Origin of the sequence: Oceanisphaera litoralis, assembly GCF_016907015.1 — a bacterium.
Classification (GTDB): domain Bacteria; phylum Pseudomonadota; class Gammaproteobacteria; order Enterobacterales; family Aeromonadaceae; genus Oceanimonas; species Oceanimonas litoralis.
This window is the reverse complement of sequence record NZ_JAFBBE010000021.1, coordinates 1,878-20,955: the sequence shown is the minus strand read 5'-3', so window position 1 is coordinate 20,955 and position 19,078 is coordinate 1,878. Positions and strand designations below refer to the sequence as shown.

Below are 19,078 nucleotides of genomic sequence, written 5' to 3'. Positions count from 1 at the left end.
ACGCTCTGCGTGAGGGGTTAATCCAGCGCCAGCCAGGTGGTCTTGAGCTCGGTGAATTTTTCCAGCGCGTGCAATGACTTGTCCCGGCCATTACCGCTTTGCTTGACGCCGCCGAAGGGCACCGTCATGTCGCCGTCGTTGTAGTTGTTGATGAATACCGAGCCGGCCTTGAGCTTGCGCGCCAGCCGGTGGGCCCGACGCAGATCCGAGGTCCAGACCCCGGCGCCCAGACCGTATTTGCTGTCGTTGGCCAGGCGGACCGCTTCTTCCTCATCGGTAAAGGTGGTCACCGCCAGCACCGGGCCGAAGATTTCTTCCTGCGCCACCCTCATGTGCGGATTGACCTGCTCCAGCACGGTCGGTCCCATGAAGTTGCCGTTCTGACCGCGACCGTCCAGGCTCAATACGGCGCCCTGATCCAGCCCTTCGCTGATGTAACGGCACACGCTGCCATGATGATCGGCATCGATAAGTGTGCCCATGACTGACTCGGGATCGAGCGGATCCATCGGCTTGAACGCCTCGGCGGCCTTTTTCAGTTCGGCCATGAAGGCGTCCTTGATGCTCTCTTCCACCAGCAATCGGGTACCGGCGATGCACACCTGTCCCTGGTTATAGAAGATACCGGCGGCGGAGGCCTTGGCCGCCCTGGCCAGGCTCGGACAGTCGGCAAACACCAGGTTGGCGCTCTTGCCGCCGGCTTCGAGCCAGACCCGTTTCATGTTCGACTGACCCGCATACTCCATCAGCAGCCGCCCCACCCCGGTAGAGCCGGTAAAGGTCAGGCAGTCCACGTCCTGATGCAGTGCCAGTGCCTTGCCCGCCTCGTGACCCAGACCGGGCAACACGTTGAGCACGCCGTCGGGCAGGCCGGCTTCCCGGGCCAGGGCGCCGAGCCGAATGGCGGTCAGCGGCGATTTTTCGGAGGGCTTGAGGATCACGGAGTTGCCCGCCGCCAATGCCGGGCCCAGCTTCCAGCAGGCCAGCAACAGCGGGAAGTTCCAGGGCACTATGGCCGCCACCACGCCAATGGGCTCGCGGCTGATCAGCGCCAGGGCGCGGGGGTCGGTAGGCGCTATTTCACCGTAGACCTTGTCCACCGCCTCCGCATACCAGCGAATGGCGCGGGCGGCACCGGGAATATCATCACGCAGGCTGTGGCGAATCGGCTTGCCGGTATCCAGGGTTTCCAGCAGCGCCAGCTCTTCCCGGTGCTCGTCCATCAGCTCGGCCAGACGCAGCAACACCGCCTTGCGCCGGCTCGGGCCCGCCTCGGACCAGACGCCGGACTCGAAGCTGAGGCGCGCCACCACCACGGCTGCGTCTACATCCGCCTGCTGAGCCCGGCTGACTTCGGCCAACGGCTGCTCGGTGGCCGGGTTGATGCGGGTAAAGGATTCACCGCCTCTGGCTTCCTGGTATTCGCCGGCAATAAACAACCGGTGCTCTATCGCCAGCGCATCGGCCTTGTCTGCCCAGTAGACTCTGTCTCGGTAGTCCATCATCTTCTCCCTGTTATCGCTGAAAAGGGGTGTCGGCATCCGGATATGCTCTGCCTGCATGCGGTATGCGGTATGCGGTATGCGGTATGCGGTGAGCTTACCGGACAGCCACGATTATTTTTGCTGTCGATACCGGCGGCAAGCGCCGATAAAAGCATCGAACAGGGCACGCGACAGGGGATTATCCCGGCTCTGCCACTCCGGATGCCACTGCACACCGACAGCGAAGGGATGCTCCGCCAGCCTGACTGCTTCAATCAGGCCATCGGGCGCCCAAGCTTCCACCCGCATTCCGGCACCCAGCGTCTTCACCCCCTGCATATGCAGAGAGTTCACCCGGCACTCGCTGACACCAGCGAGTTTGGCCAGCAGGCTATCCGGCTCGAGGGTGATCCCATGGGCATGGCCATATTGTGTCGACTGAGGTTGCTCCTTGTTTTCCCTGTGCTCCATGAAATCGCGGCCACTTTCATGCAGCCGCCGATGCAGGCTGCCACCGGTGGCCACCACCAGTTCCTGAAAACCACGGCAGATGCCCAGCAAGGGCATCTGCCGGTGTCGGGCCTCATCGATCAACAGGAAGCTCAGGCGATCACGCCCCGGATCCACATGCGGTTCGTCGCCGGTTTCACCATAGTGTTGAGGCTCGATATTGCTCGGGCTGCCGGTCAGCAGTATGCCATCCAGCAGCGGCAGTATCTGCTGCAGACAAGCGTCATCCTGCAGCAGACCGTGTACCAATGGCAGTGGAATCGCACCGGCATCCAGCAGGGCATTCAGGTATTTATCCTGCACCGTATGAGAGAGATGACCCTTCACCGGCTGACAGCACATGATGATGCCGACCACGGGTCTGTTCACTCTATCAGGCATCCGTTTTTCTCCCGCTGCGTGCCCCGTCACTGTGTCGGGGCCAGATAGGCAATAACGCTGAATGGGCGCACCGCTAACGCCGTGATGCCGCCCCCCTCTTTATCCGCTTCACCCTAATTAACACCCTAACCATAAAATAAACAATCCCCCGAGCCTGGTCGGCGATATTTATTTCATGCAGCAAAAAGGCTCCAGAAGGAGCCTTTTTTATATCAGATGCCGAAGGCCAGCTTGATGGCCATGCCCGCCAGGGTCACGGCCAGTACGCCGGCCAGATACAAGCCGGCAAACCACAGCCAGCCCTTGTTGTTGTTGCTGTTGTTGTTGTTTGCCATCAGTAGCCCTCTTCGAAGTCCTCGACCTTGCCGGAAAAGATGCGGTAACCCCACAGGGTGTAGGCGCAGATCAGCGGCAGAAAGATGAAAATGCCCGGCAGCAGAAACCTGAGGCTGGAATCCGGGGCGCTGGCCTGCCACAGGGTCAGCTGATGCGGGATCAGATAGGGGAAGAGGCCCACCACCAGGCCGGCAAAGCCGAGAATGAAGAGTCCGACCGCCAGCCAGAAGGGCCGGGTCTCGTGGGGTTCGCCATCCAGATCCCGATACAGCAGCCAGCCGAACAGGCCGCTCAGCAACGGCAGCGGTAACAGCAGCAGGAAGTTGATGCCGTCAAACCAGCGAGCCCGTATCTCGGTGTTGGCGTACAGGGTCCACAGGCTGACGATCACCAGGATCACCATCATGGTCAGCACCAGCTTGCGCCCCAGATGGGCGGCGCGGGCCATGATCCTGTCCCGGCTTTTCATCACCAGATAGCAGCAGGCCAGCAGGGCGTACCCCACCATCAACGCAAAACCGGTGAACACGCTGAACGGCGTCAGCCAGTCCAGCGCCCCCGGTTGACCTGCATCCACGCCCTGCACCACGGCGCCGAGTATGGTGCCCTGGCAGAAGGTCGCCACCGCCGAGCCGAGAAAGAAGGACCTGTCCCACCAGGGTTTGGAGCGGTGCGACTTGAAGCGGTACTCGAATGCCACGCCCCGAAAGATAAGCCCGATCAGCATGATGATGATGGGGGTATACAGGGTCGACAGAATACCTGCATACGCGGCGGGAAAGGCGGCAAACAGCACCACGCCGCCAAACACCAGCCAGGTTTCGTTGCCGTCCCACACATGGGAGATGGAACGCATCATGTGATCCCGTTCGCCTTCACTCCCGAACCAGGGATAGAGAATGCCGAGGCCGAGGTCGAACCCGTCCAGCACCACATACATCAGCACCGCAAAGCCCAGCAATAAATAATAAAACAGCGCCAGATCCATGTTAATCCTCCACCACTTGGTGTTGCAGTTTCTTCACCCAGGCGAGGGCAAAGCCGGGCGCATTGACGCCAATCATGTGCTGTTCCAGTCGCGCCATGTCCGGCGGCCCCTTGCGGACCAGCTTGGCCATGAAATAGAGATACACGCAGAACAGCAGGCTGTAGGTCAGCACGAACAGCGTCAGCGAGAACAGCACTCGCTCCACCGGCAGCGGCGTTACCACCTCCATGGTGCGTACCAGGCCATGTACCAGCCAGGGCTGGCGCCCCACTTCCGCCACATACCAGCCGGCCAGGGTCGAGATGACGCCCGAAGGGATCATCAGCGTCATCAGCAGCAGAAACGGCTTGCTTTCGAAGCCACCGCCTCGGCGACGCAACCAGAGTCCCCACAGGGCGGCGCCAATCATCAACACACCCAGCCCCACCATGACGCGGAAAGAATAGAACACCAGCGGCACATAGGGCCGTTCGTCTGCAGGCACCGATTTCAGCCCCTGCAGCTCACCGTCCAGCTCGTGAGTCAGGATCAGCGAGGCCAGCTTGGGGATCTTGATTTCGAAATGGTTGGTTTCATTTTCCATATCCGGCACCGCAAACAGCAGCAGCGGCGCGCCGCTTTCCTTTTCGGCCCAGATACCTTCCATTGCCGCCAGCTTGATCGGCTGATGCTCTTTCACGTTGAGGCCGTGAAAGTCGCCCACCAGCGCCTGCACCGGGGCCAGGATCAGCGCCGCCCACAAGGCCATCGACAATCCCTTGCGGGCAAATGCCTGATCCCGGTTCTTGCGCAGATACCAGGCGCTGACACCACCGATGACGAAGGTGGCACTGAGCATGGCCGCCAGCAGCATGTGGGTCAGACGATAGGGCATGGAGGGATTGAAGATCACCTCCATCCAGCTGGCCACCTCGAAGCGACCGTTCACGATTTCATAACCTGCCGGGGTCTGCATCCAGGAGTTGGCGGCGATAATCCAGAACGACGAAATCCAGGTGCCCAGCGCCACCACGCAGGTGGCAAAGTAGTGCAGCTTTTCCCCCACCCGCTGCCAACCGAACAACATGACCCCGAGAAAGCCGGCTTCCAGGAAGAAGGCGGTCAGCACCTCGTAGGCCAGCAAGGGCCCCAGTACCGGGCCGACCAGTTCGGAAAAACGGGAGAAATTGGTGCCAAACTCGTAAGACAGTACTATGCCGCTGACCACCCCCATGCCGAAGGTAATGGCGAAGGGCTTGATCCAGAACTTGGCCAGCTGGAAGTAAACCGGGTTACGGGTTTTCAGCCACAGGCCTTCCCAGATGGCGATGGCCGTGGCCAGGCCGATGGTGATGGCCGGAAAGATAATGTGAAAGCTGATGGTAAAGGCGAACTGAATCCGCGACAAAATGGCAGCATCTAACTCCATGATGTCTCCTTAACGACGTTGAAAGCGGTGAACGGCTGCAGGCAGAGTAGCCAAGAGTAGAACGATAAAGAGGGTAGAAAATTCCAGTACCAGGGCGGTCATGCTCATAAAACTCTCTCTCCAGTGCGGATTCAATCCGGTTGGCTGATGCTAGGGTTGATCTCTTGACTACTAGGTAAAGCACAAACCATGCCATAAATTAGAAAACCTGCAGCTGCCTTGGTCTGGATCAATAAAGCGCCCGAAATTTGCCCCGACTGACAACCTGGTTTACAGTCCACCCTCGCTAAAGTGTCAACGATGTTTACATGTCTGTTTTACACAACTGGGTTTACACACGGGAGTCTTATGGCACTGGATCTGGCTTTTGAATTGATGATGCTGCTCACCGGTGGCTGTGCCCTGCTGGTATCGGCCTGGCTGTTCTGGCGCGCACGCCGCCGACGCAGCATGAAGGCACTGGCCGGTTTCGGCATCATGATGGCGCTGTGGTGCAGCGGTCATGTCTCGGTGTTTTATGGCTGGGAAGGAGTGGGCAAGATGCTGATCCTCGCCAACCCCTTTATGCCCACCTTCTTCCTCGACTTCGCCATCGGCTTCGTCAATCAGGGGCCGGGGCAAAGACGCTGGCTGGACCGCCTGGCCCGCCGACACGGCCTCTTCTATCTGGCCGCCCTGCTGGTGATGGGAACCAGCCTGGCCCTGGGCGGCGGCGACATCATCGCCTTCGGTCCCTTCAGCCATTATTTTGTGTTCAGCGGTGCCGGCTGGTTCAACATCGCCTACACCATCGCCGTCGGGGTGCTGGCCCACGCCCTCCTGCTGTGGGGCTGGCGTGTGCATAGTGGCAACCGCCGCCGTTCCATCGCCGCCATGTTCGCCGCCGGCGCCTGGGGCCTCTGGCTGGCCACCAGCTTCATCTTCCCCTCCCTCGGCCTCTACTGGTATCCCTGGCCCATGCTGCTGCTGCCGACTTATGTGGTTCTGCTGGTGTATGGGGTGGTGCGCTACCAGATGCTGGAGGTCAACGCCTGGGCCAACCGGGCCCTGCTGTGGATACTGATGACGGTGCTGGTGATGGGGCTGATTGCCCTGCTCAGCTCCATGGCCGGTCAGTTCGGCATGCAGGCGCTGGCCAACGTGCCCAAGTGGCAGCTGTGGCTCTACTCCATGCTGCTGCTGATGCTGGCGCTGGCGTTGTATCGGCCGGTCAGCAAGCTGGTGGAACGGCTGATTTATCCCGGCAGCCAGCTGAATGAACAACTGCTGGATATCTGGCTCAACCGCCTGGCCGAGGCCGGCCACTGGAGCGAGCTGAGCGCGGCGGCGGAGCAACTGCTGGCCCGCCAGATGGGCCAGCCGGTACGGGTACGGCTGCTGTTGCATGGAGACAGCCCTTCCGGTATCGAAGATACCGAAGGCCCCTGCATTATCTGCCGCCATCAACACCAGGGCTGGCACTCCCGGCTGCAGGGCTTCGAGGACGTAACGCCCGGACTCCGGCTGGCGGCCGAGGTGTTCGCCTCCCTGCTGACCACCCGCTGCAGCCTGCTGGAACGTTCGCTGCAACTGGCCGAAACCGAGCGCAAGCGGCTGTCGGAGCAGCATCTGGTGGAGCTGGGCGGCCTGTCGGCGGCCATGGCCCACGAGCTGCGCAACCCGCTCAATATCATCTCCATGGCCTCCGCCGGGCTGGAGCCCGAGCGCAAGACCATGATCCAGACCCAGCTCAAGCGCGCCGACCGGTTGATTTCGGACATGCTCGCCTACTCCGGCAACATCAAGGTGCAGCGCCAGCCTGTCGCGCTGGTGCCCATGATCAACAGTCTGCGCCCCCAGTTCGACTGGCAGCATACCCGTTTCGAGTGCGCCCTGGCCGAGGATGCCCGCATCGAGGCCGATGCCTATCGACTGCAACAGGTGCTGGTCAACCTGATCGACAACGCCCTGGCTTTCGTACGCAATCAGCCCGACGGAGTGATCCGCATCGAAGCCGGTGACCGGCCCGGCGTGGTGCGGGTGCACAACAACGGCCCGGCCATAGCCGACGACATGCTCAGCCACCTGTTTCGTCCCTTCGTCGGTCGACGCAGCGGCGGCAGCGGCCTGGGGCTCTCTATCGTGCGCCGGATCCTGGATGCCCACGGCGGCCGTATTCGCCATCGCAGCGATCTGGGCTGGCCGGTCACCTTCGAACTCTTTTTCCCCGAGGACAGCTCATGTTGAACCCACCCCGCATCCTGTTGATTGACGACGAACCCGCCTTTCGCACCCTGAGCGCCCAGTGGCTGGAGGCGGCAGGCTATCAGGTGCAAACCGGCGCCAGTCTGGACGAGCTCGGCGCCAAGCTGCCGCACTTCGATGCGGATCTGATCCTGCTCGACCTGTCGCTGCCGCCCCACTTCGATCCGCAGCATACCCTGGCGGCCCTGCCCCGCTTCATCGACCGGCCGGTGATCATCCTCACCGGTCATGGCGAGCGCGAGCTGGCGCTGGAAGCCCTGCGCCAGGGCGCCTGGGACTTTCTGGCCAAGCCCATCGACCCGGACATGCTGGCGGTGGTGGTCAAACGCGCCCTGACCAAACACCGGCTGGTGCGCGAGCTCAACAGCCTCAAATACCAGCAAGGCGGTCAGCAGGGGCTGGAGACCCTGATTGGCGCCTCGCCGTCGATGAACGGCATTCGTGCCCTGGTCAGCCGCATCGCCCCCACCGACGTGCGGGTTCTGGTCACAGGCCCTTCGGGCACCGGCAAGGAGGTGATCTCGAAGGCGGTGCACGCTCTCAGCAATCGTGCCGCCGGCCCCTTTATCTCGGTGCACTGCGGCGCCATTCCCGCCGAGTTGCTGGAAAGCGAGCTGTTCGGCCATACCCGAGGCGCCTTTACCGGTGCCGACAAGGCCCGCGACGGCCTGCTCAAGCTGGCCGACGGCGGCACCCTGTTTCTGGACGAGATCGGCGAAATGCCGCTGGCGATGCAGGTGAAGCTGTTGCGGGTGCTGCAGGAAGGCAGCTATTACCCGGTGGGCGGTCGGGTCCTTGAAACCATCGACGTGCGGCTAGTATCGGCCACCAATGCAGACCTGCCCGAGAAGGTAAGAAGCGGAGAGTTTCGCGAAGATCTCTACTATCGCATCAAGGGCGTGAATATCGAGACCCGGCCGCTGGACGACAGACCCGAGGACATACCCCTGCTGATCAGCCACTTTCTGGAGCTGCAGGCCCAAAGCGGTAACCGGGCGCCGCTGCACCCGGACACCGCCGCCTTCAACTGGTTTATTCAACGCCGCTGGCCGGGCAATGTGCGAGAGCTGAAAAGCGCCCTCGACAGCGTGGCCGCCATCGCCAGAAACGGCATCATCACCCTGGAAGACATAGCCCTGCTCTACCCGGATGCCCAGGGTGGAAGCGCACACAGCCCCGCCCGGCCCGGCGACAGCCTGGACGCCCAGGTCCGGGCACTGGAAATTACCCTGATAAGCCAGGCTCTGACCAAATTCGACCACAACCGTACCCACGCCGCCCAGGCCCTGGGGCTGTCGCGCCAGGGCCTGCTGAAGAAGATAGAGCGGTACGGGCTTTAAGCTGTAGTCGCTGCTTCAGCTGCGATGTGGCGCGCAGCGGCACTGTTTTGACCTTATCTCAGGTTGAAGGCATTGCACAGCTGAAGCAGTGCCTACAAGACCTGCCCCCAAAAACCACACCACCGCTCCTGTAGTCGCTGCTTCAACTGCGATGTGGCACGCAGCGGCACTGTTTTGACCTTATCTCAGATTGAAATAGAACACGATCAGCACGGCGATGGGCGACAGGTAGCGCACCACCGGGAACCACAACCGGTGCCAGCGGCCCAGCTCGACGGCGGAGTGTTCGGGTTTCATCTTCCAGCCCACGAAGATGGCGGTCAGCAGGGCGCCGAGCGGCATCATGATGTTGGCGGTCAGGTAGTCGTAGAGATCGAACAGGGTCTTGCCCTCGAAGCGCTCGAACATGCCCAGCGGGGCAAAGCCGGACCAGTCATTGAGTGACAGCACGGTAGTAATGCCCACCAGCCAGGCCACCAGGCCACCACCCACCGCCGCCTTGACCCGACTCACACCCTTTTCGTTCAGGTAGCTGACCAGCGACTCCAGCATGGAGATGGACGAGGTCCAGGCGGCAAACAGCAACAGCACGAAGAACAGGGTGGCGAAGAAACTGCCGCCGGGCATCTGGCCGAAGGCCACCGGCAGAGTCACGAAGATCAGGCCCGGGCCTTCACCCGGCGCCAGGCCATAGGCAAAGACGATGGGGAAAATGGCCAGCCCCGCCAGCAGCGCCACGCCGGTATCGAGCAGGGCCACGGTAATGGAGGTACGCACGATCGGCACCTCCTTCTTCAGGTAGGCGCCGTAGGCCATCATGGCGCCACTGGCCAGGCTGAGGGTAAAGAAGGCATGTCCCAGGGCCACCAGCACCGCCTCGGCGGTGAGCGCCGAGAAGTCGGGCTTGAACAGAAAGGTGACCGCCTCGCCGAAGTGGCCGGAGGTCATGGCGTAGCCCACCAGGATCAGCAGCAGCACGAACAGCGCCGGCATCAGCTTGGTGATGACCCGCTCCAGGCCGTGGCGCACGCCGCCGGCGGACACCAGCACCGTCAGTCCCATCACCACCGTATGCCACAGCAGCAACTGGCCCGGCGAGGCCAGCAGGCCGTCGAACAGGGCGCCGGACTCTTCCGCCGCTATACCGCTGAAGCCACCGCCGACCGCCCGCAGAATATAAGGCAGGGTCCAGCCGGCGATCACGCTGTAGAACGACAGGATGATAAAGGCCGTCAGGGTCACCATGATGCCCACTCCCTGCCAGCCACGGCTGCGCCCCTCGGCGCGGGCCACCGCCGCCATGGTGCCGATCGGGCTGTGGCCAGCGCGCCGGCCCAGCATCACTTCGGCAATCATGATCGGCAGACCAATAACGGCAATACAGGCCAGATAGACCAGCACGAAGGCGCCGCCGCCGTTTTCACCGACAATGTAGGGAAACTTCCAGATATTACCCAGACCTACCGCCGAGCCGACCGCCGCCATGATAAAGGCAAAACGGCTGGACCACTGGGCCGGATTGCCCGCCTGCTGCTGATTCTCCGCCACGGAAACTGCTACTCCTGTTACTGGACACAAAAAAATGTCAGCTATTCTCCCTCACAACGGGTGTAAAGATTAGCTGACAGTATGTCCTGCTATTTTGCCACTATTGGCTAAGATAAAAAATGGAAATCACTGGAAAAATCAGATTTATGCTGATGACATCACCCAAATTCAGCCGGCGTCGCCCTCTCTGAGCACCCCCCGGCGGATCTGATCTTCCTCGATGGACTCGAAAAGCGCCTGGAAGTTGCCCTCGCCGAAACCCTCGTTGCCCTTGCGCTGGATAATTTCGAAGAAGATGGGCCCGATCACCGTGTCGGTGAAGATCTGCAGCAACAGGCCCTGGCCTTCGGCAGGCGCCCCGTCCATCAGGATCCGGTTCTGTTGCAGCCGGGTCAGATCCTCCCCGTGCCCCGGCAGGCGGGCATCGAGTTTTTCATAGTAGGTATCCGGCGTGGACATAAAGCTCATGCCCCCGGCACGCAAGGTTTCCACCGTGCGGTAGATATCATCGGTGCCCAGGGCAATATGCTGTATGCCCTCCCCCTTGTACTGGCGCAGAAACTCTTCGATCTGGCTCTGTTTGTCCGATGACTCGTTGATGGGAATGCGGATCTTGCCGCAGGGGCTGGTCATGGCCCGGGAACGCAGGCCGGTGAGCCTGCCTTCGATGTCGAAGTAACGGATTTCACGAAAATTGAAGTGCTTTTCATAGAACCCGGCCCACAGATCCATGTGGCCCATGGCCACATTGTGGGTGAGGTGATCGATATAGGTGAGGCCCACGCCTTTTGGACGCGGACTCACGCCGGGAAGGGGGCGAAAGTCCACATCATAGATACTCTGGTCGCCATAGCGATCCACCAGATAGATAAGCGAGCCGCCGATGCCCTCGATGGCCGGGATCTGCAATTCCATGGGGCCGGCACCGGACTCCACCACAGTGGCGCCCTGCGCCGCCAACTCCTTGATGGCCGCAGCCGCATCTTTGACCCGAAACGCCATGGCATTGGCGCCGGGACCATGCAGGCGGGAGAATTCCGCGGCCCGGCTGTTGGGCTCGGCATTGAGAATAAAGTTGATGTCGCCCTGACGATACAGGGTCACCGCCTTGCTGCGATGGCGGGCAATGGCCACAAACCCCAGCCGTTCGAACAGCTCGGCCAACTGATCCGGCTGGCTAGAGGCGTATTCCACAAACTCGAAGCCATCGGTACCCATGGGATTGTCCCACACGCCCTTGTCGTTGCTTGCCGCCATGACGCCCTCCTCCCGGTAATGTTGCCTTGTTAAGTATAGGAGCGGGGGCAGGCGCGAGCGGACATAGGGCGGGATGTATGTAAAGAAAAGATGACAGGCGAAAAAACGACAACGCCAATGTCGGAGTGGGCTGTAGGCGCTGCTTCAGCTGCGCGGTGTGTTTTTTGGCGTACCGCTGCGCGCTACCAGCCAGCTGAAGCAGGCTTCTACAGGGTTTCGTGGTTTTTTGTAGGCGCTGCTTCAGCTGCGCAAACCCGCAGGTGACGCCAGATCCGCAGACTTGGCGTCGTCTGCTCCGGCAGCTAAAGCGCCGGCTACAAAACCCCGAAGGGGCTACCCCTGCCAACGGCTGACACCCGGGTAGCCGCCTTCGAGCAGTTCCTTGACGAAGACAGAGGGAATCTGCCGGTCGGCCAGCAGAAACACCTGCTGCCGGGCCCGGGTCAGGCCCACGTAAAACAGCCGGCGCTCTTCCGCATGGGGAAACGCTTCGGCCTCCGGCAGCAGCAACTCCAGCAGAGCCGAGCCGCTCTGCTCGGGCGGAAAGCCGAACTTGCCCCGACTCAACCCCAGCATGATGACGCAATCCGCCTCCTTGCCCTTGGCGCCGTGCAGGGTCTGGGCCTCCAGCTGGAGGCCGGGAAAGCGCCGGCGCCAGCCGGCCAGCTGTGACTCGTCCGGCAGGCTGAAGCGAAAGCGGGCCAACAGGTACACGGAGGCATGGGCCCGCTCGGCGGCAATCTGGCCCAGCAACCGGGTTACCACGTCCATCTGGCTGTCGTTGTCGACCGGCAGCACGTGCACGCAGGGCGAATCGCTGCGCTGGTGGGTGCCGAGCGTCTTCGGCAATTGTGCCGGGTTGCGGGTCACGAAGCGGCTGGCCACCTTTTCAATCTGATTGTTGAAACGGAAGGTCTTGTCGAGCCGGGTGATCCGGCTGGCGCCGAAGTGGTCGGCAAAGCGGGTGGTGAGCGACACATCGGCGCCGCTGAAGCGATAGATGGCCTGCCAGTCATCCCCCACGCAAAACAGCGACAGGCCGGGAGCCGCATCGCGCAATGCCTGCAGCAGGGCGGCCCTGGGTCCGGAAATATCCTGAAACTCGTCCACCAGAATATGCCGCCAGGGCACCGAAAATCGCCCGCGACGCACCAGCTCGGTGGCCTGCTCTATCATGTCGTCGAAGTCGATGTCACCCTGCTCGGCCAGATGTTGCTGGTAACGGTGCAACAGCGGGCGCACCAGAGTCAGCTGTTCGGCCAGCGCCGGGGGCAGTTCCTCCGGCTCCGGCTCGCCGTAGAGCTTGAGTGCCGCCACCAGCGGCGCCCATTCCCGCGCCAGCCGCCGGTAATCCGGTTGTGGCACCACCTGAAAACGATGCCGCCGCAGCCAGTCATGCAGTCTGGCACCGTAGTCTTCATCCTGCTGGCAGTCTTGCTCCAGCCAGCGGGCGAAGGTAGTGATGCGGGTGCTTTCCTGTTGCGCCAATGGGCTGAGCGACGGGCTATTGCCCGCGACCCGCGACAGTATCATCAACCCCAGCGCATGAAAGGTGCTGGTCTTGACCGCCGCGGTCTCCGGCCGACGCGCCAGCCGCTCACTCATTTCCGCCGCCGCCTCGTTGCCGAAGGCCAGCAACAGCAGCTCGCTTGCCCGGGCCTGGTTGGAGGCCAGCAAGAAGGTCGCCCGCGCCGTCATCACGCTGGTTTTACCGCAGCCGGCCCCGGCCAGCACCAGGTTGTGATCTTCGTCCACCACGCAGGCCAGCCGCTGGGCCTCGGTCAGCGGATGGGATTCCAGCCCGTCGAACAAGGCGCCGTACTCGGCCAGCGCCTGCTCGCAGTAATCCCGACAGCATTGCTCCCGCCAGCCTTCATCTGCCGTCATCAGGGTCGCCACCAGCTCGAAGGCGGCCCGCTCCCGGTCGCTCAGGGCGGCGGGCGGCACATGTAGACGCCAGTCGATCGACTCCTGCCGCAACCACTGCTTCAGCTGTTGCCAGCGGGATGCTCGCAGATACCCCAGCTCCAGCAGCGCCAGGCAGGATTCGGCCAGCGGCAGCACTCGCCCGGCATGATGCCGAAACCAGCCCAGGGTGATGGCCTCGCACAGCGGCTCGGCCACCGTTTTCGGCAACCAGCCCAGTTCTATATCGCCCTGGGTGCAGGGCAGTCGCAGCCGATACAGCCGCCGCCCCTGTGCCAACCGCGGCGGTGCGCCCAGCTCGGACCAGCTCAGGGCATGGCGTTCGCGTTTGAGATGCAGCACCAGCCCCTCACCGGTCGGTTCGGTGGCCAGAAAGGGGTGATTGAACCAGGGGGCCAGCCAGTGCGCCCGAAATATCTGCATGTGCCGCCTCGGCAAAAAGGGTTGATCATCTAGCCCGGTATCATGTGCGTGCGCACCGTCTTGATATGGGGACAGTGCTCGATGATATGGCGAATGGCGCCCGGCCGCTACATGGAAGCGGCCCCGACGTAAACCGGCATGTCGGTTTCTCCGCTGATGGTGTAACAGAGTTTCACTTCGGGCACTGCACGCAGTGACTCGGCATATTGTTCGCACTGGCGCACCTGATAGTTGAGGGCGAAGTAGGCGCGCACCAGAGGCTGCGGGTTGCCGCGCTCAAGCATCATGGTACCAGGCCTCATTGGCATTGTTTGGCGCTAATATACCAAAACTCTTGCACACGGAATTGAAACAACATGGGGGTTTGAACACAGAGTGGGGCTGGGCTATGGCACCGGCATGATGGCTACCTCGTTACTGGGCAGCGGCATCTTTGTGGTACCGGCAGTGGCCGCCAGTCTGGCGGGTGCCGACTCCTTGTGGGCCTGGCTGGTGCTGATGATGCTGATGCTGGGTGCCGCCTTTATCGGCTGGCGCCAATGGCGCAGACGTAGAACCGGGCGAACAACTAATCCAGTCGCTTTCTGAATCGTCGGGCCGCCAGGGCCAGGCCGAGCAGGGTAAAGGCGGCCAGCCAGAGGGCATCGGGCGCCAATGCCAGCAGGTCGGCATCGCGCAGCAGTATGCCCCTGGCCAGGCGCATATAGTGGGTGGCGGGCAGCCCTTCGGCCAGCCACTGGGCCGCCACCGGCATGCCCTCATAGGGAAACATGAAGCCGGACAGCAAAATCGAGGGGATCAAGACAAATACTGTCATCTGCATGGCCTGCAGCTGGCTTTTGGCCAGGGTGGAAATCACCAGCCCCAGCACCAGGCTGGCGGCAATAAACAACAGGGTAGCCAGCAGCAACTGCAGCGGGCTGCCGTTGAGCGGCACCGCGAAGATAAAGAAGCCCAGACTCAGGATGATCACCAGCTGCACCAGGCCGGCGAAGATGTAGGGAATGATTTTGCCGATCATCAGCTCCATCGGCGTCACCGGTGTGGTGATCAACAGCTCCAGATTGCCTCGCTCCCGCTCTCGCACTATGGCCGAAGCGGTAAAGAGCACCATGGTCATGGTGAGTATTACCCCGATAAGGCCCGGAATGATATTCACCGCCGCCCGCCGATCCGGATTGAAAAACAGCGTCACCGCAAAGTTGCCCTGGGGCCGGCTGATTTCTGGATCGCCCGGCAGGCTGGCCAGCTGCAGTATGGCGCTGGCAATCAGGGTGTCGGTGCCGTCCACCAGCCACTGGCCCCGAGGACGGCCGTCCTGCCGGCGTCGTTCGAGATCGGAGGGCAGGATCAGCGCCGCCCGCACCCTGCCGGCGATAATGGCGGCTTCGGCCTCGTGTGGCTGGGTAAAGCGCTCGGTAAAGACCACCAGCTGACTGGCCCCCATCCGGGCCACCAGCTCCCGGCTTTGACCGGTCGCCGCCTGATCCACCAGCGCCACCGGAATATCCCGCACCTTGGTGTTGATGGCATAGCCGAACAGCAGCAGCTGGAGCAACGGCACCATCACCACCATGGCGAAGGTGAGCCTGTCCCGGGACAACTGGCGAAACTCCTTGAGGGTGATGGCCTTGATGCGCCGCAGCCTGCTCATGGCTTTCTCCTGTCGCTCATGGCTGTGTACCCCCGCTGGCTGTGCCGGTGCAGCTGACAAATACGTCTTCCAGGTTGGGCCGCACCCGGTTAATCTCGGCGCCGGACTCCAGCTCCGGCAGGCGCTGGCGTAGCCAACCGACCGGATCGGCGACGGTACCGTCCACCAGTACCCGTAATCTCAGTCCCAGCTGGGCGGCGGAGCGCACCTCATCCAGCGCCAGCAAGCGGTTTTTCAGCTCGCGCAGACTGGGGACTGCCACCTCCAGCACGGTCACGCCCATGCCGTTCATCAGCTGTTCCGGCGAGCCGTCGGCGCGCTTGATGCCGTTCTCCAGAATGGCCAGGCCGTGGCAGCGCTCGGCCTCGTCCATATAGTGGCTGCTCACCAGTATGCTGGTGCCCGCCTCGCACAGATCGAACAGCTTCTCCCAGAAGTCCCGCCGGTTCTCCGGATCCACCGCCGAGGTCGGCTCGTCCAGAAACAAGAGATCCGGTTTGTGCAGGGTGGCGGCGGCCAGCGCCAGCCGCTGTTTCTGCCCCCCGCTCAGGGTGCCGGCAAAACGACCGGCAAAAGATGCCAGCTCATAGGTACCCAGCAGTTCGCGCAGACGATCCCGGGTGTCTTTCGCATTCAGGCCGTAGATCCGGGCGATAAACTCCAGGTTTTCGCGCACCGACAGATCCTCGTAGAGCGAGAACTTCTGGGTCATGTAGCCGACCCGGCTGCGCAAGGCCTCGGCCTGTTCGGGCATCGCCAGCCCCAGTACCGTCATTTCGCCGGCGCTGGGCAGCAAGAGGCCGGTGAGCATGCGAATGCAGGTGGACTTGCCGCTGCCGTTGGGCCCGAGAAAGCCGAAGATGGTGCCGGCGGGAATAGTCAGATCCAGTTGATCCACCGCCACCAGATCGCCGAATTTTCGCGTCATCCCGCGGGTATGGATGGCCAGCTCAGTCATGATTTTCCTCCGGCAAGGCCTGGGCGGGCACGCCGGAGGGCAAGCTGACTGCGTCCTCCGGTAACTGCACCCTGGCCAGGTACATCAGCCGGCTGCGTTCCCCCTCGGTCAGGGCGTAATAAGGCGTAAAGGCCGGCTCGGTGGCAATCCAGCTCAAATGCCCCTCATACTGCGCCTCTATGCCATCAACCCAGACCCGAAATGAATCACCAATCTTGAGCCCCAGTCGACCACTGGCCGGCACATAAATGCGGGCATAAGGCGCGCCCTGTGCCTGCAACACCGCGACCACTGCACCCGGTGCCACCCTGTCACCCGTCTGATAGGGCAGGGTTTCCAGTATGCCGGGACGGCTGGCGTGAATGGTCAGTTCATCGAGTCGGTAGCGAGCCAGCGCCAGTTCGGCCTGAATGGCATCCCGCTCGGCACGCGCCGCTTCGATCTCTTCCTCGCGGCTACCAGCCACGATCTTTGCCAGTCGTTGACTATCGCCCTCGATACGGGCCTGCAACTGAGCCAGCTCGGTTAACGCCCGATCCAGCTCGGCCTGGCTGGCCAGCCCGCGGGTCGCCAACTGGCGGATACGCTCCAGATTGCGTTCCGTTTCCGGCAGCCGCGCCTGCTGTCGAGACAGTTCGGCCCGCACCGTTTCGATATCCTGCTCCCGCGCTCCCGCCAGCAACAGCGCCAACCCGGCCTCGGCCTGGCGTAGCCGGGCCTGCTGACGATCCACTTCCAACCGTTGTCGGGCATCATCCAGCCGCAGCAGCAGGGTGCCTGCCGTTACCCGCTCGCCCTCGGCCACCGGTTGCTCCAGTACCAGTTCGGCGGTGGTGGCAGTCAGCTCGATGCGATCTCGCTCCAGGGTACCCAGCCAGCGCTCGTCCTCCGACGGCTCGCAGCCGGTCAGCCACAGGCAACTGAGCAACAGGATAAGACGGGGAAACTTCGGCATATCGGCGTCCAATGAAACTTATGGATTCAGCTTAGCCGAAGCGTGGAAGGGATTCGTTGCGGTGGATCAGGACAGGGGGAACCTTTGCCAGTAAATACGGAGCCTGGCAGCGTGACGATGAAATAATCGGCCGACTTCGAGTCATCGTTATCACTCATGGTGCCACTGTTCTGAATCGGTCATCTTCGCGAAGGCGGAGATCTATGGCATGCCGCACTGGATTCCCGCCTTCGCGAGAATGACGACAGAAATCCAGAGGAATACAGGCAAGTCTGAGGCCCGGACAGACCGGGCCTGAAAACTCAGTGACTGGCCAGATGCTCGGCGTGAAAACGCAGATGGTCTTCGATGAAGCTGGCGATAAAGTAATAGCTGTGGTCGTAACCGGGCTGCAGGCGCAGGGTGAGATCCGCACCGGCCTGCTCGGCGGCCTGAGCCAGCGCCTGGGGCTTGAGCTGCTCGGCCAGGAAGTTGTCGGCCTCGCCCTGATCCACCAGCATGGGCAGTGTGCAGCCATGCTCTTTCAGCAACAGGCTGGCGTCGTATTGGGCCCATTCATGCCGGTCGTTACCCAGATAGGCACCCAATGCCTTGTGACCCCAGGGGCAATCGACCGGGTTGGAAATCGGAGCGAAAGCCGACACCGACGCAAACCGCTCGGGATTGCGCAGCGCCAGCACCAGGGCGCCGTGACCGCCCATGGAATGACCGCTGATGGCGCGTTTGCCAGACAGCGGCAGTTCGGCCTCGACCAGCGCCGGCAATTCGCTCAGCACATAGTTGTACATCTGGTAATGCTGCTTCCAGGGCGCCTGGGTGGCGTTAACATAGAAGCCGGCCCCCAGCCCCAGGTCGTAAGCCGCGTTTTCATCATCACTCACGCCTTCGCCACGGGGGCTGGTATCGGGGATGATCAGCGCCAGCCCCAGTTCGGCCGCCACCCGCTGGGCGCCCGCCTTGCTGGAGAAGTTCTCGTCGCTGCAAGTCAGACCCGACAGCCAGTACACGGCCGGCACCGGACTCTGCTCCGCCTGGGGCGGCAGAAACACAGAAAACTGCATGCTGCAATTCAGCACATTGGAGTCGTGCTGGTAGCGAATTTGACGACCGCCGAAGCATTTTTGTTCTTGAACAATTTGCATGGAAGCTCCTTTAAACAAAAAGACACCTGTAGGCACTGCTGTAGGCGATGCTTCAGCTTCGCAATGTGGCGTAGCCACATCCTGCAATATCGCAGAGCGATATCTTTGCGCCGATGTTTCATGTTGCTCTGTGCACCAGATCCTGCTTCGCAGGATTTAGCAGCTGAAGCAGCTACTACATTCGTGCTGTATGTTGGCCCCGGCACATCTGTAGGCACTGCTGTAGGCGATGCTTCAGCTTCGCAATGTGGCGTAGCCACATCCTGCAATATCGCAGAGCGATATCTTTGCGCCGATGTTTCATGTTGCTCTGTGCACCAGATCCTGCTTCGCAGGATTTAGCAGCTGAAGCAGCTACTACATTCGTGCTGTATGTTGGCCCCGGCACAGCTGCGCACAACATTTGGTGGCTCAGGGCGAACCTGTACACCAGATCCTGCTTCGCAGGATTTAGCAGCTGAAGCAGCTACTACATTCGTGCTGTATGTTGGCCCCGGCACAGCTGCGCACAACATTTGGTGGCC

At 61.9% G+C, this 19,078-nt stretch carries 15 protein-coding genes and 1 pseudogene; 3 read left to right on the top strand and 13 right to left on the bottom strand.

The window, feature by feature from the left end; translation table 11 throughout:
• Positions 1–17: 17 nt before the first annotated feature.
• The 5 genes from puuC to HNR62_RS12865 all read right to left on the bottom strand — a co-directional run bounded on the left by puuC (position 18) and on the right by HNR62_RS12865 (position 5,107).
• Complete coding sequence (gene puuC / locus HNR62_RS12880) at positions 18–1,502, bottom strand: aldehyde dehydrogenase PuuC (RefSeq protein ID WP_204796535.1); 1,485 nt, start codon at positions 1,500–1,502, stop codon at positions 18–20.
• A 114-nt stretch (positions 1,503–1,616) separates the two neighbouring features.
• Positions 1,617–2,375, bottom strand: a complete 759-nt coding sequence (puuD, locus tag HNR62_RS12875) for a gamma-glutamyl-gamma-aminobutyrate hydrolase (RefSeq protein ID WP_204796499.1) — start codon at positions 2,373–2,375, stop codon at positions 1,617–1,619.
• A 212-nt stretch (positions 2,376–2,587) separates the two neighbouring features.
• Positions 2,588–2,710, bottom strand: coding sequence for a hypothetical protein (locus HNR62_RS16340; protein ID WP_275588104.1), 123 nt, complete (start codon positions 2,708–2,710; stop codon positions 2,588–2,590).
• Positions 2,710–3,699, bottom strand: a complete 990-nt coding sequence (cydB, locus tag HNR62_RS12870; RefSeq protein WP_204796498.1) for a cytochrome d ubiquinol oxidase subunit II — start codon at positions 3,697–3,699, stop codon at positions 2,710–2,712. Before cydB ends, HNR62_RS16340 begins: the two co-directional genes overlap by 1 nt.
• A gap of 1 nt (position 3,700) precedes the next feature.
• Positions 3,701–5,107 (bottom strand): cytochrome ubiquinol oxidase subunit I, encoded by a 1,407-nt coding sequence (locus HNR62_RS12865; protein ID WP_204796497.1) that lies wholly within the window; start codon positions 5,105–5,107, stop codon positions 3,701–3,703.
• A gap of 348 nt (positions 5,108–5,455) precedes the next feature.
• Here HNR62_RS12865 and HNR62_RS12860 point away from each other — a divergent pair, with 348 nt between their 5' ends.
• Both HNR62_RS12860 and HNR62_RS12855 read left to right on the top strand, forming a co-directional pair.
• A complete protein-coding gene (locus HNR62_RS12860; protein WP_204796496.1) occupies positions 5,456–7,333 on the top strand; it encodes a sensor histidine kinase in 1,878 nt (625 codons plus the stop codon).
• Positions 7,327–8,691 carry a sigma-54-dependent transcriptional regulator gene (locus HNR62_RS12855; RefSeq protein WP_239552797.1) on the top strand — a complete coding sequence of 455 codons (1,365 nt, stop codon included), beginning with the start codon at positions 7,327–7,329 and terminating at the stop codon, positions 8,689–8,691. Before HNR62_RS12860 ends, HNR62_RS12855 begins: the two co-directional genes overlap by 7 nt.
• Before the next feature lie 180 nt (positions 8,692–8,871).
• On the opposite strand, the gene HNR62_RS12850 is transcribed toward HNR62_RS12855, so the two are convergent.
• From HNR62_RS12850 to HNR62_RS16205, 4 genes are all read right to left on the bottom strand, one after another.
• Entirely contained in the window at positions 8,872–10,239 is a 1,368-nt protein-coding gene (locus HNR62_RS12850; RefSeq protein ID WP_204796495.1) for a sodium-dependent transporter, read from the bottom strand.
• A 168-nt stretch (positions 10,240–10,407) separates the two neighbouring features.
• Complete coding sequence (gene hppD, locus HNR62_RS12845; RefSeq protein ID WP_204796494.1) at positions 10,408–11,496, bottom strand: 4-hydroxyphenylpyruvate dioxygenase; 1,089 nt, start codon at positions 11,494–11,496, stop codon at positions 10,408–10,410.
• Between the two features lie 333 nt (positions 11,497–11,829).
• Entirely contained in the window at positions 11,830–13,845 is a 2,016-nt protein-coding gene (locus tag HNR62_RS12840; protein WP_204796493.1) for a UvrD-helicase domain-containing protein, read from the bottom strand.
• A 107-nt stretch (positions 13,846–13,952) separates the two neighbouring features.
• Positions 13,953–14,132, bottom strand: a complete 180-nt coding sequence (locus HNR62_RS16205; protein ID WP_239552795.1) for an Lrp/AsnC ligand binding domain-containing protein — start codon at positions 14,130–14,132, stop codon at positions 13,953–13,955.
• Positions 14,133–14,244: 112 nt separating this feature from the next.
• Between HNR62_RS16205 and HNR62_RS12830 the strand changes: the two are divergent.
• Positions 14,245–14,394: pseudogene (locus HNR62_RS12830) on the top strand (L-methionine/branched-chain amino acid transporter); the annotation flags it as partial.
• A 19-nt stretch (positions 14,395–14,413) separates the two neighbouring features.
• Here HNR62_RS12830 and HNR62_RS12825 read toward each other — a convergent pair.
• The 4 genes from HNR62_RS12825 to fghA form a co-directional block, all read right to left on the bottom strand.
• Positions 14,414–15,499, bottom strand: coding sequence for an ABC transporter permease (locus tag HNR62_RS12825; RefSeq protein WP_204796492.1), 1,086 nt, complete (start codon positions 15,497–15,499; stop codon positions 14,414–14,416).
• A gap of 16 nt (positions 15,500–15,515) precedes the next feature.
• Positions 15,516–16,457 (bottom strand): ABC transporter ATP-binding protein, encoded by a 942-nt coding sequence (locus tag HNR62_RS12820; RefSeq protein WP_204796491.1) that lies wholly within the window; start codon positions 16,455–16,457, stop codon positions 15,516–15,518.
• Positions 16,450–17,412 carry an HlyD family secretion protein gene (locus tag HNR62_RS12815; RefSeq protein WP_204796490.1) on the bottom strand — a complete coding sequence of 321 codons (963 nt, stop codon included), beginning with the start codon at positions 17,410–17,412 and terminating at the stop codon, positions 16,450–16,452. The genes HNR62_RS12820 and HNR62_RS12815 overlap by 8 nt, the downstream gene beginning before the upstream one ends.
• A gap of 302 nt (positions 17,413–17,714) precedes the next feature.
• Positions 17,715–18,554 carry an S-formylglutathione hydrolase gene (gene fghA, locus HNR62_RS12810; protein ID WP_204796489.1) on the bottom strand — a complete coding sequence of 280 codons (840 nt, stop codon included), beginning with the start codon at positions 18,552–18,554 and terminating at the stop codon, positions 17,715–17,717.
• Positions 18,555–19,078 lie beyond the last annotated feature (524 nt).